Origin of the sequence: Marinobacter sp. (assembly GCF_033722195.1) — a bacterium.
Classification (GTDB): domain Bacteria; phylum Pseudomonadota; class Gammaproteobacteria; order Pseudomonadales; family Oleiphilaceae; genus Marinobacter.
On record NZ_JAWVZL010000002.1, the window covers coordinates 63,810 to 80,275 of the forward strand.

At 63.3% G+C, this 16,466-nt stretch carries 13 protein-coding genes; 4 read left to right on the plus strand and 9 right to left on the minus strand.

Features of this window, described 5'->3' with window-relative positions:
* Positions 1–83: 83 nt before the first annotated feature.
* On the minus strand, positions 84–926 hold the full coding sequence (locus R3280_RS00790) for a DUF6160 family protein (protein ID WP_318996663.1): 843 nt from the start codon (positions 924–926) through the stop codon (positions 84–86).
* Between the two features lie 140 nt (positions 927–1,066).
* Positions 1,067–1,648: a hypothetical protein gene (locus R3280_RS00795; RefSeq protein ID WP_318996664.1), complete on the minus strand. Its 582-nt coding sequence runs from the start codon at positions 1,646–1,648 to the stop codon at positions 1,067–1,069.
* Positions 1,649–1,774: 126 nt separating this feature from the next.
* Between R3280_RS00795 and pabB the strand changes: the two genes are divergently transcribed.
* Positions 1,775–3,118 (plus strand): aminodeoxychorismate synthase component I, encoded by a 1,344-nt coding sequence (gene pabB, locus R3280_RS00800; RefSeq protein ID WP_318996665.1) that lies wholly within the window; start codon positions 1,775–1,777, stop codon positions 3,116–3,118.
* A 70-nt stretch (positions 3,119–3,188) separates the two neighbouring features.
* Here the strand turns inward: pabB and thrH are convergent, their stop codons facing one another.
* Positions 3,189–3,797, minus strand: a complete 609-nt coding sequence (thrH, locus tag R3280_RS00805; protein ID WP_318996666.1) for a bifunctional phosphoserine phosphatase/homoserine phosphotransferase ThrH — start codon at positions 3,795–3,797, stop codon at positions 3,189–3,191.
* Positions 3,798–4,019: 222 nt separating this feature from the next.
* Between thrH and R3280_RS00810 the strand changes: the two genes are divergently transcribed.
* The gene (locus R3280_RS00810) at positions 4,020–4,742 is read left to right on the plus strand and encodes a phosphoadenylyl-sulfate reductase (protein WP_318996667.1); all 723 of its coding nucleotides are present in this window, start codon (positions 4,020–4,022) and stop codon (positions 4,740–4,742) included.
* 128 nt (positions 4,743–4,870) lie between these two features.
* Here R3280_RS00810 and cysB read toward each other — a convergent pair whose 3' ends face one another.
* Positions 4,871–5,848, minus strand: coding sequence for an HTH-type transcriptional regulator CysB (gene cysB, locus R3280_RS00815; protein ID WP_318996668.1), 978 nt, complete (start codon positions 5,846–5,848; stop codon positions 4,871–4,873).
* Between the two features lie 300 nt (positions 5,849–6,148).
* On the opposite strand from cysB, the gene R3280_RS00820 reads away from it, so the two are divergent.
* Positions 6,149–8,860 carry a LuxR C-terminal-related transcriptional regulator gene (locus R3280_RS00820; RefSeq protein WP_318996669.1) on the plus strand — a complete coding sequence of 904 codons (2,712 nt, stop codon included), beginning with the start codon at positions 6,149–6,151 and terminating at the stop codon, positions 8,858–8,860.
* Between the two features lie 281 nt (positions 8,861–9,141).
* On the opposite strand, the gene dinG is transcribed toward R3280_RS00820, so the two are convergent.
* The 4 genes from dinG to R3280_RS00840 all read right to left on the minus strand — a co-directional run bounded on the left by dinG (position 9,142) and on the right by R3280_RS00840 (position 14,661).
* Entirely contained in the window at positions 9,142–11,304 is a 2,163-nt protein-coding gene (gene dinG / locus R3280_RS00825) for an ATP-dependent DNA helicase DinG (protein ID WP_318996670.1), read from the minus strand.
* The gene (locus R3280_RS00830) at positions 11,304–12,020 is read right to left on the minus strand and encodes a general secretion pathway protein GspB (RefSeq protein ID WP_318996671.1); all 717 of its coding nucleotides are present in this window, start codon (positions 12,018–12,020) and stop codon (positions 11,304–11,306) included. Before R3280_RS00830 ends, dinG begins: the two co-directional genes overlap by 1 nt.
* On the minus strand, positions 12,020–13,762 hold the full coding sequence (locus R3280_RS00835; RefSeq protein ID WP_318996672.1) for an AAA family ATPase: 1,743 nt from the start codon (positions 13,760–13,762) through the stop codon (positions 12,020–12,022). The genes R3280_RS00830 and R3280_RS00835 overlap by 1 nt, the downstream gene beginning before the upstream one ends.
* A gap of 101 nt (positions 13,763–13,863) precedes the next feature.
* The gene (locus R3280_RS00840; protein ID WP_318996673.1) at positions 13,864–14,661 is read right to left on the minus strand and encodes a VacJ family lipoprotein; all 798 of its coding nucleotides are present in this window, start codon (positions 14,659–14,661) and stop codon (positions 13,864–13,866) included.
* 97 nt (positions 14,662–14,758) lie between these two features.
* Here R3280_RS00840 and R3280_RS00845 point away from each other — a divergent pair, with 97 nt between their 5' ends.
* Positions 14,759–15,166 carry a thioesterase family protein gene (locus R3280_RS00845; protein ID WP_318996674.1) on the plus strand — a complete coding sequence of 136 codons (408 nt, stop codon included), beginning with the start codon at positions 14,759–14,761 and terminating at the stop codon, positions 15,164–15,166.
* 56 nt (positions 15,167–15,222) lie between these two features.
* On the opposite strand, the gene R3280_RS00850 is transcribed toward R3280_RS00845, so the two are convergent.
* The gene (locus R3280_RS00850) at positions 15,223–16,344 is read right to left on the minus strand and encodes a beta-ketoacyl-ACP synthase III (RefSeq protein WP_318996675.1); all 1,122 of its coding nucleotides are present in this window, start codon (positions 16,342–16,344) and stop codon (positions 15,223–15,225) included.
* Positions 16,345–16,466 lie beyond the last annotated feature (122 nt).

Sequence of the window (16,466 nt, forward strand, 5' to 3'; positions counted from 1 at the left end):
GTCTTTTTTTGATATCGATTTTTCTGGCCACAAAAAAACGCCCCGCTGGGCGGGGCGTCTTCAACACTGGGATCGCGGGTCGATTAGTGACCGTAGATCTTCATGTTGGTCTGGGTGATGGCCAGGTTGTCCATGGAGATCACACCGATGGAAGTGCCACCGATCTCGGTTGCGCCGATGCTGATGTCAGCAATGAACTCGGGCACGCCGATTTCCAGGGCTTCGCCGGAAGCGGAGCCAGCTACACCAGTAGCTTTGCCGATGGTCAACTGGGCGTAGGCGAAACCAGCTGCGATGTATGGGCTACCACCCACACCGCCAGCATCCGCGTACGTTGCGCCGAAGGTGTTAGCGCCGGTAACGGTCAGGTCACGGATGCCAATACCCAGGAAGTCCACGTCCATGTCCATGTCAGTGATATTGAAGGCAAGATCAGTGATCATGGTGTCGGTTGCGGTATCGACGCGCAGCTTGATGTCAGCCAGCAGACCGGTGATGCCGATGTTGGAAGCCAGCAGGGTGCTTTCGCTGCCGTCAGCAGCTACCAGAGAAGCGGTCTCAACGCCTACTGCAAAATCTACCGGGCCACCGGATACGCTGTTAACGTCGATCACTGCGTCGCCGTCAGCTTCCACGTCGATGTCGATCTTCAGGTCGTCCAGCAGGCCACTAACGCCGCTCACGTTGCCGTCAGCGTCAGTCTCAATGGCGCCGCCACCGATATGGATACCAGACACTACGAAGTTACCTTCGTCAGTGTACGTGAAGCTCCCGATATCAACTTTGGTTTCCAGCTCGATGGTAACACCGGCCTGACCGGTGACGTTACCCATGGAGGTGTCGTCGAGGGCTTTCAGGTCCGCCTGGGCGGCGAAGGGTACGGCAGCAACCGCAGTTGCCAGAGCAAGTTTCTTCAGGCCTTTCATATTGTTCTCCTTAACGGAATTTGTTGTTTTCCAAGTGCGGCGTGTTTTGTTTTGTATCCGCACGGTTAAAGAGTAGGCGCTTGTGTAACCGGGTTCCGTGATTACCTTCACAGTACTTGATAATCCGTTTGTCCGACAACCTAAGAATCTTGTCGAGTGGTCCTTGGTTCCTGTTTCTTGAATACGAAGATTGAAGGCTTAGACTCGACGGCGACGGGCTTACCAACCTTTATCTTTCCATTATCAAGCGAGTATGGCGTTACCTGCGCCAGGGTTGGCCCAAAAATGTGCTCCATCTCAGCCACTACAACAAATTCGGCATTGGAATCCTTATCGGGATTCGGAGCCACATAAACCAGACAGGTGGCGCCAATCCCGCCGTTCTTCACCAGAACCCGAAGACTGCGGCGCATCACCTCGAGAGCAACATTGGGGGGAAAGGTTTCCACTTTATCAATTCTAACGACCCGGATTTCGCTCTTGCGGTCAGCCACTACCGCAAACGCTTTTATCGCCTCGCCATCCTCTAAACGCTCTGACGCATTCGCCATGGCCTTTCTGTACATTGCTTCAAATTGCTGCTGAGTAAACTCCCGGACACCCTCTTCCGTAAACTCCCCCCTCTCCTGTGCAACCGCGGTAGCGGCAAATATGACAACCAACAGCACGGCGAGAAGTGTCTGAACAGAGAAAAAGACGGACCTGCTATTCGTCATTGACATGCTTAGCTTCCTTTTATAAGTGCTCGCCTCCTCTGATGGGCGGCGTGACCTCAAATATCGCCGCTGTTTGGAGTATCATGACGGCAGTCTCACCACCGCCCGGTGCTCCCCAGCAACAGGTATCACGTGCAATCATCCCTGAAAGAATTTTCCGTTTCTGCCGAACATCTGGCACTTTGGCTTGACCATCTGGCCCTGGAGCCGGGCTTCTGCCTGCTGCATCGCCCGGATGGCTCGGTGGTGGTCACCGCCTGGCCGCAGCGGCAGTGGCGGATTCCTGCCGCACCCGACCCCAGGCTATGGGACCAACTGGTGGCGGAGTGGGAGGCTGCGGAGCGCCTGCTGAGGGAGAGTCACCGGAAGTCGGTCGATGCCGGCCTGTTCAGCGCCGGTCTGGTGGGCGCAATGGATTACGAGGCGGGCATCCATACCGTACCGGGGTTTCGCAGCAACCGAATGCTGGCTTCAGACCAGGCCCTGGGCTGGGTTGGCCTGTTCTGGTGGGGGCTGACCATTGGATCCGACGGTCGCGGTGCTCATGGCGTCATCCACCCCCACTGCCCGCGGGCAACCCTGGACCGGCTGGCGCCCATGCTGCGCGGTGAGGCCCCCGTTGCCCTGCCCGGCCAGCCATTCCGCATGGAGCAGGCCTTCCAGCCGGGCCAGAGTCCCACCGATTACGCCGACGGCGTCGAACAGGTGCTGGCCTACATCAACGCCGGCGATTGCTACCAGGTCAACCTGTCACAACGCTTTGATGGTCGCTTCTCGGGCCGGCCCTTTGATGCCTTCAAGGCTTTGCACGCGGCCATCCCCGTGCCCCACGCCGCCTTTATCAACGCCGGCGATCACCAGATCCTGTCCATCTCACCGGAACGCCTGATGCGCATTCGCGACAATGAGGTGGAGAGCAAGCCCATCAAGGGCACCCGCCCCCGCGGTGTCACCGCTGCAGAGGATGCCGCCCTGAGGCAGGACCTGGAGACCAGCGCCAAGGACCGGGCCGAGAACCTGATGATCGTGGACCTGATCCGCAACGACCTGTCCCGGGTCTGCCAGCCCCACACCGTGGCGGTGCCGAAGCTCTTCGAGATTGAGAGCTACCAGAACGTGCACCAGTTGGTGAGCACCGTCACCGGTCAGCTCAGGCCCGATGTGGCGGCAATGATCGCACTGCTGTCCACATTTCCCGGGGGCTCCATCACCGGCGCCCCGAAGCGGCGGGCCATGGAGATCATCGACGAGCTGGAGCCCCATCTCCGGGGCCCCTATTGTGGCAGCGTGTTCTACCTGCAGTCGGACGGCACCCTGGACAGCAACATCGCCATCCGCACCCTGGTGACAGAAGCAGACGGCAGGATTTCCTGCTGGGGCGGCTGCGGCATCGTGGCCGATTCCGATCCCAGGGCGGAGTATGAGGAATCCATCACCAAAGTGGGACGGCTGATGCGGACTCTGGAGGAGCTTTGACTCGGGGTGAGACGAACACGGGGTCAGAAAAAGACTGTCTCCTGACCCCGTTTTCAGACGCCGCTCTGTGTCAGAAGCGGTTGCTGAGTTCCAGGAACTTGGCTTTCAGATCATCGAAGGTGTGCACGGCGGGGAACTGGGGGAATTCGTCGATCACGTTCTGGGGCGCATGGAACAGAATGCCCGCCTCGGCCTGCTTGAGCATGGTGGTGTCGTTGTAGGAGTCGCCGGCGGCGATCACCCGGTAGTTCAGCAGCTGGAAAGCCCGCACGGACTGGCGTTTGGGGTCCTTCTGGCGGATCAGGTAGTCGGTGATGCGGCCCTGGTCGTTGACTTCCAGCTTGTGGCACAGCAGCGTCGGATGGCCCAGCTTGGCCATCAGGGGCATGGCGAACTCATAGAAGGTGTCCGACAGGATCACCACCTGGAACCGCTCCCGAAGCCAGTCCAGGAATTCGGCGGCACCCGGCAGCGGATTCAGCTCGCCGATGACTTCCTGGATCGCCGGCAGGCCATAGCCGTGCTCGTCCAGTAGCCGCAGGCGCTGCTGCATCAGCACGTCGTAGTCGGGGATGTCGCGGGTGGTGGCCTTCAGTGCCTCAATACCGGTTTTCTCCGCAAATGCGATCCAGATTTCCGGGATCAGTACTCCTTCAAGATCGAGGCAAGCGAGTTCCACGGACGTCTCCTAATTCTGGGTTGGATGGGGGCCGGCAGTCTTACTGCCACTGGGCCCAGTCGAAAGACCGCCTATGATATGAAAAAGCGCCGCAAAATGCATCGCGGACCGATCCTGCCCTTATGACGCGCCTCCGGCATAACGATATGCGCGCATCGTTCTTCAGAGTCGGCCGCCACAATGGTAGATTTGTGCCCAAATTCCCGATGAATCCGGACCCTTATGAACGACATCCAGCAGTTGCAGCAGGACCTGGAGGGCCAGTCGCCCCGGGCCATCATCAAGGCCGCCCTGGCCCGCTACGATAACATCGCCATCTCCTTCAGCGGTGCCGAGGATGTGGCGCTGATCGAGCTGGCCCACAAGCTGACCGATAATCTTCAGGTATTCACCCTGGACACCGGCCGCCTGCATGCGGAGACCTACGATTTCATCGAGCGTGTCCGCAAGCACTACGGCATCCGGATCCAGGTGATGGCGCCGGACGCCGGCGAGTTGGAAGCGCTGGTGTCAGAGAAAGGCCTGTTCAGCTTCTACGAGGACGGTCACTCCGAGTGCTGCGGCATCCGCAAGGTCAACCCCCTGCGTCGCAAACTGGCCAGCGTGGATGCGTGGATCACCGGCCAGCGCAAGGACCAGAGCCCGGGCACCCGCAACGAGGTGCCGGTGGTGCAGCGGGACGATGCCTTCTCCACTGACGAGCGCACCCTGGTCAAATTCAACCCGCTGGCCAACTGGACCTCAAAGGAAGTCTGGGACTACATCCGCATGACCGAGGCGCCCTACAACCAGCTCCACGAAAAGGGTTTTGTCAGCATCGGCTGCCAGCCCTGCACCCGGCCGGTGCTGCCCGGCCAGCATGAGCGCGAAGGCCGCTGGTGGTGGGAGGAAGCCACCCAGAAGGAATGCGGCCTGCATGCCGGCAATGTGATCGCCAAGGTCTGAAGGGGGGAACTCGCCCCCTCTCCCCAACCCCTCTCCCGCCAGGGGAGAGGGGCTAAGCCAGGGCGCGAGTCATTAAGGTTTTGGCCTCCCCTCTCCCCTCGTGGGAGAGGGGCCGGGGGAGAGGGGGTTCAGTAGGTCGGCAGTTCCACATCCTCGAACAGCTGCTCGATCTCGCTGCGGCTGCCCTGGTGCGCCACCGCCTCGTCCACCCGGTCCCGGGTCAGATGGGGCGCGAAGCGCTTGATGAAGTCATACATGTAACCCCGCAGGAAGGTGCCCTTGCGGAAGCCGATGCGGGTGATGCTGGGGCGGAAGAGCTTGCGGGCGTCCAACGCCACGAGGTCGTGATCGGTGGTGGGGTCGAAGGCCATGCTGGCGATAATGCCCACGCCGAGCCCTAAGCGAACATAGGTCTTGATGACGTCCGCATCGGCGGCGGTGAACACCACCTTGGGGGTCAGGCCCTGGGACTGGAAGGCTTCATCCAGCTTGGAGCGGCCGGTAAAGCCGAAGACGTAAGTCACCAGCGGGTATTCCGCCAGGATCGGCAGGGTCAGCTCGTCCACCGACGCCAGCGGGTGGTTCCTGGGCACGATGACACTGCGGTTCCAGCGGTAGCACGGCATCATGATCAGGTCATGGAACAGTTCCATGGCCTCGGTGGCGATGCAGAAATCCACCGCGCCGTTGGCGGCCATCTCGGCAATCTGCATGGGGGTGCCCTGGTGCATGTGCAGGGACACGTCCGGGTAGGATTCGATAAAGCCCTGTATCACCGGCGGCAGTGCGTAGCGGGCCTGGGTGTGGGTGGTGGCGATGCTGAGATCACCCTTGCGCTGGTTGCTGAACTCCTGGGCAATCTTCTTGATGCCCTCTACCCGGCGCAGGATCTCGCCGGCCTCCCGGATAATGGTCTCGCCGCCGGGGGTGATGCGGGTCAGATGCTTGCCGCTGCGGGCGAAAACCTCGATCCCGAGCTCGTCCTCCAATAGCCGGATCTGCTTGGAAATGCCGGGCTGGGAGGTAAACAGGCTTTGGGCGGTGGCCGAGACATTGAGATCGTGGTGCGCGACTTCCCAGATGTAGCGCAGCTGCTGTAATTTCATCGCCCCGAGTGCTCCCTTCTTTCCGCTTGTTGTTTTTCCAGATCGTATAAAAATACACCTGATCATTCATTTATAGAATAGCGGGTGCCTGATATTCCAGTGTAGACCAAAACCCCGACAATCAAGTGACAGCGCTTGACTTCAGCGCCTCAAAGCACACAATCCCAGATCTGAGGGCCCGAACATCACCCACAGCGCCCGTCAGTCGGGCCCGGGATGTCCGATTAGATCCGCTGCCTGCCCCAGCTGCTACGCTGGTGAAGGGCAACGGCCATTTTGCCATTGCAACCCAGTCCGCCCATGCTCCTGACCACCAAGTTTCTCCGCCCAGCGCCCGACCCCCGCTCCATCGAACGGGACCGGCTGTTGCGTATTCTGGCACCGCGGCCGGCCAAGCGGCTGAATCTGGTGGTGGCCCCGGCGGGCTTCGGTAAGACCACGCTGGTGAACCAGTGGTGTGAACAGGAGGCACAGCGCAGTGACGGCCGCAGCTGCGCCTGGCTCGCCCTGGACGAGCACGACGACGAGCCGCGCCGGTTCTGGCAGTACCTGGCAGGCGCCTTTGCCCACGCCGGACTCGGTGGCCTGGAGGAGTGCCGGAACCTGCTCAACAACGTGTCGGTTCAGGAACTGGAAGGCGCCACCACCGCCCTGATCAACGCCCTGGTGGCCGAAGGCCGGCCCCGGGCCCTGGTGCTGGACGACTACCACCTGATCCGGGACCCCCGGATTCACCGTCAGCTCAGCTTTTTCATCGATTACCTGCCCCCCAACCTGGTGGTGTTCATTGCCTCCCGGGTGGAGCCCGAGCTGCCGGTCGCCCGCTGGCGGGTGCGGCAATGGCTGGACGAGATTCACCCCCAGCTGCTGGCCTTCTCCGAAAAGGAGTGCCAGCGCTTTTTCGAGGAAACCATGGCGCTGCCCCTCTCGCCCGAGGAGGCCCACCGTATCTGGCAGACCACCGAGGGCTGGGTGGCGGCCATGCAGCTGGCGGCGCTGTCCGGACAGAAGGACGGCGAGGCAGTGGCGCGCAATCAGCCGCCCATCGCCGTCAGCAATCGCCAGATCAACGATTACGTGTTGAGCGAAATACTGGACAAACAGACCCCGGAGATTCGCGAGTTCCTGCTGGATACCGCCGGCGTTACCCGGCTCTGCGCCTCCCTGGCCAATGCCATGCGGGAGCGGGACGACTCCCAGGCCCTGCTGGAGAACCTGACCCGCCATAACCTGTTTCTGATTCCGCTGGACACCCGCCAGGACTGGTTCCGCTACCACGACCTGTTCCGGGACGCCCTCCTCCAGCGCGCCCGGCAGTCCGACCCGCAGCGGCTGGAAGACCTGCAGAACCGCGCCATCGACTGGCTGCTGGCCCATGACCACATCCAGGAGGCCATTGCCCAGATCGTCCAGCACCAGGACTGGCCGCGGCTGTCCCGGGTGCTGGAGCTGCACGGCAACAACCTCATTCACGGCGGCTTCCACCTGCCGGTGCTGGACTGGCTGGAGACCCTGCCGGTGGGTGAGATCGAAGACAATCCCCGGCTCCAGATGCTGCGGGTGTGGGCACTGTTCTTTGCCAACCGGGTCAGCCAGATCGAGGCCCAGCTCAGCCACCTGGAGGATGTGCTGGATCAGCGCGTCGCCGACTCCCATCCGGACGCCGACGGGGCTTTGGGTCTGCAGAGCGAAATCGCCCTGATGCGCTCCTACCTGGCGCGCTCACGCAGCGATTACGACAGCGCCCAGAACCTAACCAACCAGGTACTGCGGGACATCGACCACACCCGCATCCCGTTGAAATCGGTGACCTACTACGGCCTGGGCCTGGACGACTATGGCCGGGGCGAGCTGGGCGCCGCCGAGAGTGCCCTGCAGTCCGCCGTCAGCCACGGCCAGCGGGAACACAAGCCGTCCACGGTACTGTCCAGCGGCGGCCTGCTGGCCTGGATCCAGTTCAACCGGGGCGACATCGAGCTGGCCCTGCGCACCTGCACCGAGGTCCGGGACTGGATCGACCAGCATTACAACGACCCCACCCAGCCACGCCTGATCTCATGCTGGCAGAACGCCACCCTGGTGGAGATCCACCGGGAGCGTAACCAGCCGGAGCTGGCGGAATCCTACCTGACCCCGCTGCTGAGCCACGTCGAGAAAGGCACCGAGCCGGGCCAGCACGTGATCATCCAGTACGTCCGGGCCCACCTCGCCTTCAGCCAGGGTGACCATCAGCTCGCCTTGGCCGCCCTGGAGGACGCCGAAGCGGTCGCCCGTCAACGCCGCGAGGACATCGTCTTCGAGCCCCCCAGTTGCGCTGCCCTGCGGGCCCGCTGCTACCTGGCCATGGGTGAGCTGGAGCGCGCCCGGCAGTGGCTGGCCACCGAACAGGCCGGCGAATTCCGAAATCCCCTCAACCGGGAACAGACCAGCATCAGCGCGGCCCGGGTCCATCTGGCCTCGGGCGAGCCGGAGGCCGCCATCCGACTGCTTGAACCCATGCGCATCAGCACGGAACGGGACCAGCACTACCGTCATCTGATTGAAGTTCAGGTGCTCTACGCCGAGGCTCTGGACCGGCGTGGCGCGACCCGGGAAGCCACCAGCCAGATGGTCACCGCTCTCAAGCGTGCCGCCAGGGCCGGGTTCCTGAGGATGTTTGCGGAGGAAAGCCCGCGGGTGCAGGCCCTGATCCTCGCGCTCGCCAATCCGGACCTGCCCCAGCAGTGGTTTGGCCGGCTGCGGACCATGCTGGCGGCAAGCAAGCCGGTCACGCCGGAAAGGGCCACCACGGTGGCGCCACATCCGGGGTCGGCGCTGGTCGAGCCCCTGAGTCAGCGTGAACAGGAGGTGCTGGCGCTGATCAACGAAGGCCTGTCCAACAAGGACATTGCCCGGCGCATGGACGTCGCCGCCACCACCGTGAAGGCCCACATCCGCAACCTCTATGGCAAACTGGACGTCAGCCGCCGCACCGAGGCCCTGGCGCGGGCCCGGCAGCTGAAATTGCTCTAGAAACCTGCATATTTTTGAGAGCCGGGTCACATTTTCTGTGACTTTTTTGACGTCACTACGCCCTTTGGACGATCCGGATACGCCCCCTACTCCCCTAAGATGGTTTCAACGATGAGGCAACCGCCTTGTCAGGAATTTGAAACTTCAGGCCTTCAGATTCCATGTTGCGTTCTCAGCGCCAGGGTTCCTCCAAGTCGAGACCCTGTTTGAAAGGTGCCACTGCTCAGGTTGGCGCCTTTTTTTTCGCCCGCAGAAAACCGGGAGGTCAGGCGGCGAGTGCTTCAGCGCTCGATGATGCGCCGGAAGGGTGGCAGGGAATCCAGCAGCAACTGACCGTAGCGGCGGCTGACGATACGGCGGTCCAGTATGGTGACCCGGCCGGTATCCTGCTCGGTGCGCAGCAATCGACCTACCGCCTGCACCAGCTTAATGGAGGCGTCCGGAACCGCGATCTCCATGAAGGGGTTGCCGCCGCGGCTGGTCACCCACTCCGCCAGGCTGGCGTCGATTGGGTCGTCAGGCACCGAGAACGGCAGCCGGGTGATCACCACGTGGTCCAGGTAACGACCCGGCAGGTCGATACCCTCGGCAAAACTGGCCACACCGAACAGCACACTGGGCCGGCCGGCGTCGATCCGCTCGCAGTGCTGGCGAAGTACTTCGCCCTTGGCCATGTCGTCCTGGGTCAGGATCAGGTCCGGGTAGTCCGGCGCCAGCCGGTCCCGAACCGCATTCATCTGGCGGCGGGCGGTGAACAGCACCAGGGTCGCCTTGTCACTGGCCCAGAGATCCGGCAGGCGTTTCACCAGGGCCTCGGTAAAGGCCTCGCTGTCGGTGGGCAGGGCTGCCATGCCCGGCACCTCGATGGTGGCCATATCGGCGTAGCGGAAGGAACTGGGCACCACCAGGAAACGGCTGGCGTCCGGCAGTCCGGCGCGGGACTGCAGGCGGTCAAAGCGGCCCAGGGCGGTCAGGGTGGCACTCGTGAGGATGGCGCCGTAAACCCGCGACCAGAGCCGGGTGTAAAGCAGATTGTCCGCCAGCACCGGGCTACTGAACAGGGTGATGTCCTCGGCGTGGTCCCAGCGCTGCCGCACCGCCCAGCGGGCCGGCGGCGGCCCCCACTGTTTGCGGCCCTCGCCCTCCTCCGGCAGCCGCTTCTCGGACCAGGCGACCCACAGCCGCAGCTGGTCCTCGGCTCGGGCATGGAAACTGCCCATGACCGGGAACCAGGCCTCGGCGGTGGGCCGGTCCACGTCGTTCTCCCGTTTGTCGTCAAAGGCCTTCTGCAACTCGTCCACCAGCACACCCAGCTGGCGTACCAGGGCCGCGGTAGCCAGCTGTGCGGCCCCGGCCAGCTCCGCCAGTGCCTCCGGAAGCTCGCCCTCGGGATAGCGCCACTGGGCGGAACGGCGCTCATCGCTGAACTCCCAGTCGGTGTTCTGCTCGGCCTCGTCATAGACCTGGTCCAGCACCCCGTCCAGCTCCCGGGCGCAGGCACTGATCTTGTCCACGGTCTTGGCGGCGATGGTGCCTGGCGTGAGGAACGGCGGAATCTTGCTCAGCGCCTGGGACAGCTGCTTGAGCCACTGCCGGGTGCTGTTCAGTGGCACCGAGGCGGCGAAGTGATTGAGGGCCTTGTCCGGCAGGTGATGGGCCTCGTCGAAGATGAACAGGGCGTTCTCCGGCTCCGGCAGGATGGCGCCGCCACCGAGGGCCAGGTCCGCCAACACCAGATCGTGGTTGGCCACGATCACGTCGGCATCTTCCAGGCCCTTGCGGGCATCAAAGAAGGCGCAGCTGTCGAAGTAGGCACAGTGTCGGTTGGTGCACTGGCGGTGGTCGGTGGTGACCTGGCGCCAGATGTCGTCGGGTATCTGGCTGGGCCAGTGGTCCCGGTCGCCATCCCATTCCTGGCTGCCGTAGCGGCCCAGCATGTCCTCGAAGAATTCCCGGGTGCCGGGCTCTTCGTCCCGGGGCTCGTCCAGGATGAACAGCGGCATGCTCTCGCTGTCACCGGCGCCCTCGTCCTGCAACCGGCCCTCCAGCCGGGACAGGCAGAGGTAACGGCCGCGACCCTTGGCCAGGGTCCAGCTGAAATCCAGATTGCTGTGCTTTCTCAGATCCGGCAGGTCCTTGTGCACGATCTGGTCCTGCAGTGCCACGGTGGCGGTGGAAATCACCAGCTTCTTGCCCAGGGCCCTGGCCACGGGAATGGCGGCAATCAGATAGGCCAGGGTCTTGCCGGTCCCGGTGCCCGCCTCCACCACGCAGGCGGCCGGGGGTGAGGTTCGCTCGCCGTCATTGGCGGTGATATCGCCCATGTATCGGGCGATCTCGGCAATCATCAGACGCTGGCCATAGCGGGCACGTACGCCCTTGCCCGCCAGTACGTCCCGGTAGGCCTGCTGAATGGCCTGCTTGACGTCCTCGGTCAGGGCCATCAGCGGGGGCTTATCCAGTTGCGCACCACGCCCACCCGGAACCGCTGGCCGTCCAGGCTCAACACCACACCGTCCACCGTGATCTGCTCCACCAGGATGCCGGCAAAGCGCTCACCCGGACGCAGGTAATTGTCGTTGATCATCACCCGGCGCGCGGACGGATCCGAAGCGTAAACGTGGCTGCTGAAGATCAGCGTCGGTATGCGGCGCTGGAAGCTCATCGGCATTTCCACCAGGTGCGGCACCCGGCCCTCGCCAAAACCCGCCTCGGGTTCGGTGACAGGCGTGGCAGTACCGGCGGATTTCCAGGACGGCACAATGACGGTGGGCTTCTCGGGCGCGACCTCCGGAGCGGGCACCTCGGCTTCACCGCTGGCCGCTACTGCGGATTCCGTGGGTTCGGGTTCGCTCGTGACAGGCGTAGCCGGCGCGACCGGAGCCGCAGCGGGTGCCACAGGCACCGGCTCGACCGCCGGCGTAACGGCAGCCGCGGTGCTGGCCGAAGAAGCCGGCTGGGAGGTCTCGGGCCAGCCCTGCCAGAACACCAGGGCCACGACCACGGCATTGAGAATCAGCCCCAGCCCCACCCATCCCATGACGGGAATGCCACGGGAGCGGGGTTTGTGAATCAGCTGCACCTGCTGGCCCAGGTCCGGGACCCGGCCCTGGTTGCGCTCGCTCTCGGACTTTCTCAGGGCATCGAGAATGTAGGACATCAGTTCTGCCCTCCGCGACTGAGCAGGTCGGGCACACCGGGGTTCAGGTCATCGTTGAGTTGGATCAGCGTCATGGCGCCGGCAATGCCGTCCACTGTCAGGCCCTTGCGCTCCTGGTACCAGCGCACCTGGTCCGCCAGGGAGAGTGCCTCCACACGGCTGCGCTCCTCCGGATCCCGGGCGTGCAGGCCGATCGCCTGCATCAGCTGGGCGCTGAGCCAGACGGCCTCGGTATCGGAGGCGCCGCTGCCGGACCCGGGCGCCAGGTAGGGCGGCAGGCGCCAGAGAATGGAATAGTCCCCGAGCCAGAAACGCTCGATGTCATCCTTGCGGACCTGGCGCTCACCGGCGGCTGTAGCCAGGGTTACGATCTCCCCGTCCACACCCAGCAGGGTGACGTGACGGTTTTCGCCGCTCAGTTCCCTCAGCTCCAGGATGGCGGGCCTGTTCAGACGCTCCATACTGCGCCAGCTGCCCTGGCGGTGCAGGCATCGCAGGCCCTGCTGATCGGCAAAATCGCAGGCGATGGGCTGCCGCGCGGCACTGTAATCCAGGCCCCAGGCGGCAAACAGCGCGCGGTAGGCGTCACCGGAGTTCAGGGCGGAGCTGGCGGGATCAAAGGCCGGCAGGGCGTCGAACGGGTTTTCCGGGCTGATAGCCGGCTGCGTCAGGGCAACCTCTGCCGTCACCGTCGGCGGTGTGGGCAAAGGCTCCGGCTCAGCGACCGGCACTGGCGATGGCGTCGGTTCCGGGGCGGCGGTCGGGGCGGCTGCGCGCTCCACCTCCCCGGACAGGGGTACGTCCAGGGTGCCGGCGTCCACCTTCAGCGGTGAGTGTTCAAGCCAGCTCCAGGTCAGCACAATGGCCACCAATACGGAGGCAGCCAGGCTGGCGTAACGCTGGAACGGCGTCAGCGCAGGCCGCTTGCCGCCACCGAAGGGTCCGCGCACCTCTTTCGCCGCGGTTCTGATGTGTCTGGCCTCAACGCGATGCTCGCCGGCGGCATAGGCGCCCAGCAGGGCACGGTCGCTGATCAGATTGATCAGCCGGGGCACACCACCGCTGAGCCTGTGCAGGCTGCGCACGGCATTCGGGCTGAACAGGTCCGCGCGCTGGCCTGCCACGCTCAGGCGATACCTGAGATAGGCTGGGAGCTCGCTGCGCTCAATAGCGTCCAGGTGATAGCGCGCCGTCACCCGCTGTGCGAGCTGGCGCAGCTCCGGACGGGCCAGGATGTCCTGGAGCTCGGGCTGACCCAGCAGCACAATCTGAAGCAGTTTCTTCTCGGCGGTTTCCAGGTTGGTTAGCAGGCGCAGTTGCTCCAGTACCTCTGCCGACAGGTTCTGGGCTTCGTCGATCATCAACACCTTGTGGCGGCCGGCGGCGTGGGCCGCGAGCAGATCGGCGTTGATCAGGTCGATCAGGCGCTTGATGCTGGAGCCGGCGGGGTGCCGGATGCCCAGCTCGTCGCAGATGCTGGAAAGCAGCTCCCGGGCCGACAGCTTGGGGTTGAGAATCAGCGCGATATCAACATGGGCCGGGACATTCTCGATGAAACAGCGGCTGACGGTGGTCTTGCCGGTGCCCACCTCACCGGTAATCACGATGAAGCCGCCCTGGCCCTGGATGCCGTACATCAGATGGGCCAGGGCTTCCTTATGGCGCTCACTCAGGTAAAGGTAGCGGGGATCGGGCGCGATCGAGAACGGCGGCTCTCGAAAGCCGAAAAAGTCGTAATACATGGGAGTCCAGTCAGGTGCCAGCCGGGGACCACAATCATACCGCCCGGGTCTTGTGACTGTCACCACCGGATCCGGTCGGATTATGGCCTGTCCCCGGGAGGCTAGAAATCTTCCAGCATCAGCTCGTCGTTGTTGTCGTCGGCGAAGGGGTCGTAAGTGGTTTCGCCGTCGTTGACCAGGTACTCGCGGCGCTGGAGATAGGCATTGCGGACAAAGGTGTAGCTGTCGCCGGAAATGAAACTCTCCGCCGGAATCAGATCGGCGCGGCGGTCCACCACCTGCAGGGCCCGGGCGTAATACACCTCGGGGCTCTCCGCCAGGTCCCACAGTGACGGCAGCACCGCCATGTCCACCCCCATCCCGCCGGCGTCCCGGATGGTGGAAGGGCCCAGGAAGGGCAGCATCAGGTAGGGGCCGGTGCCGCTGCCCCAGTAACCCAGGGTCTGGCCGAAATCCTCGGGCCGTTCCGGCAGGCCGAAGTAGCTGCCCACGTCGATCAGCCCTCCCAGTCCGAACACCGTGTTGTAGGTGAACCGGCCAGCCGCCACCACCGCCGACTCTCCCTTCAGCTGGAACAGGCTGTTGTTGAAATTATTTAGTTCGGAAAGGTTGTTGAAGAAGTTGGTGATAGCGTGGTCCGCCAGGTCCGGCACCACCGCGCGGTAGCCCTGGGCCACCGGCTTCAGGAACCAGGTGTCAACGAACTGGTTGAAACTGAAAACCTTCCGGTTCCAGTCTTCCCAGGGGTCGACCTTCTCGCTGTAGGTGGGGCCATCGGCCGCCGCCTTGTACTCCTGTGGCCCGCTCTGGGTGAACTGGGCCATGGCATGCTGCGGCAGCAGGGCAAGCAGGACGATGGCCAGGGCCAGCGACCGTGGGAAAGACTGTAATTGAGTCATATCAGAGCCTGGTTTTGACTTCATCGTTCATTCGTCGACAATAGCGGCCTGCTTTTTCCTGTTCTTGTTATCGGCCGGCCGGCCGGAGGAATCCACTATGTCTGAATTCGGTAACCTGGTGCACACACTATCCGTTCCCCTGCGCTGGGGCGATATGGATGCTTACGGACACGCCAACAATACGGTCTACTTCCGTTTTTTCGAGGAGGCCCGCATCACCTGGCTGGCCTCGCTGTCGCTGGGCGCCGAGGGTGAACCCACCGGCCCGGTCATTATCAAGACCAGCGCCACCTTTCTCAAGGAGCTCAACCACCCGGCCACCGTCGAGGTGAGAACATACGCCGGTAAAGCGGGAAAAACCAGTCTGGAGACATGGCATACCATTACCGATGAGAAAACCGGTGCGCTATACGCGGAGGGCTACGCCAAGATTGTGTGGTTTGACCGAAAGGAAAGAACGTCCGCTCCCCTGCCCCAGACCCTGCGTGATCTCGCCGCCGAGTAGGCATCAGGCAGAAGCAAGGGCCGCCGCAGTTGCGGCCGGCCCTTTTGTGTCCGCTATCAGCGGCGGCGAATCACCACGCTGCCGATGGAGTAGCCGGCGCCGAACGAGCAGATGACGCCCAGATCCCCGGACGTGAAATCGTCCTTGTATTTGTGGAAGGCGATGATGGAGCCGGCCGAGCTGGTGTTGGCGTACTCGTCCAGGATTACCGGCGCCTCTTCCCGGGTGGCATCGCGACCGAGAACACGGCGGGCAATCAGCTCGTTCATGTTCAGGTTGGCCTGGTGCAGCCACATGCGCTTGAGGTGCTCCGGCGCCAGCTCGAGGCTGGCCAGGTGGCCCTGGATGGTTTCGGCCACCAGCGGCGACACTTCCTTGAACACCTTACGGCCTTCCTGCACGAACAGCTTGTCGCGCTTGCCCTCGCCGGATTCATCGGCGCGGTTGAGGAAGCCGAAATTGTTGCGGATGTTGTTTGAGAACTGGGTCTTCAGCCGGGTGCCGAGGATGTCGAAACCCTGGCCATCGGCCACGTCCGAGTCTCTTTGCACCAGGATGGCGGTGCAGGCATCGCCGAAGATGAAATGGCTGTCCCGGTCGGTGAAGTTCAGGTGGCCCGAGCAGATCTCCGGGCTGATCACCAGCACGCCCCTGGCGGTGCCGTTCTCCACCGCGTTGGCGGCGGCCTGCAGGCCAAAGGTGGCGGAGCTGCAGGCCACGTTCATGTCGTAGGCGAAGCCGTCCAGACCCAGGGCCTGCTGAACCTCGATACTGATGGCCGGGTATGGCCGCTGCAGGTTGGAGCAGGCCACGATCACCGCATCCACATGGTCCCGGCCGGCGCCGGCCTGCTCCATCGCCTCGCGGGCGGCGGCCACCGACATGTCGCACTGCACCGAGGGTTCCTCGTTGCTGCGCTCGGGGATGTAGGGTTTCATCCGCTCAGGGTTGAGAATGCCCTCCCGGTCGATCACGTGGCGGCGCTTGATGCCGGATGCCTTCTCGATGAAGGCCGATGAAGACGGCTGCAAAGGTTCCACCATGCCGCGGGCGATGTCGTCCGCATGACGGGCATTGTACTGCTCAACGTAGGCGTTGAAGGCGTTGACCAGTTCGTCGTTGTCGATGGTGGCGGGCGGTGTGTACAGACCGGTTCCGCTGATGACGGCTTTAATCACTCGAGACCTCATAATTATTCTGATTGATGCCGGGGCCTGCTGATGCCCCTTGCGACACCGGCCCTGGCGGCCGACACCACATCCCCCAATAACCGGATACTAGCACACAACGACATCGACCC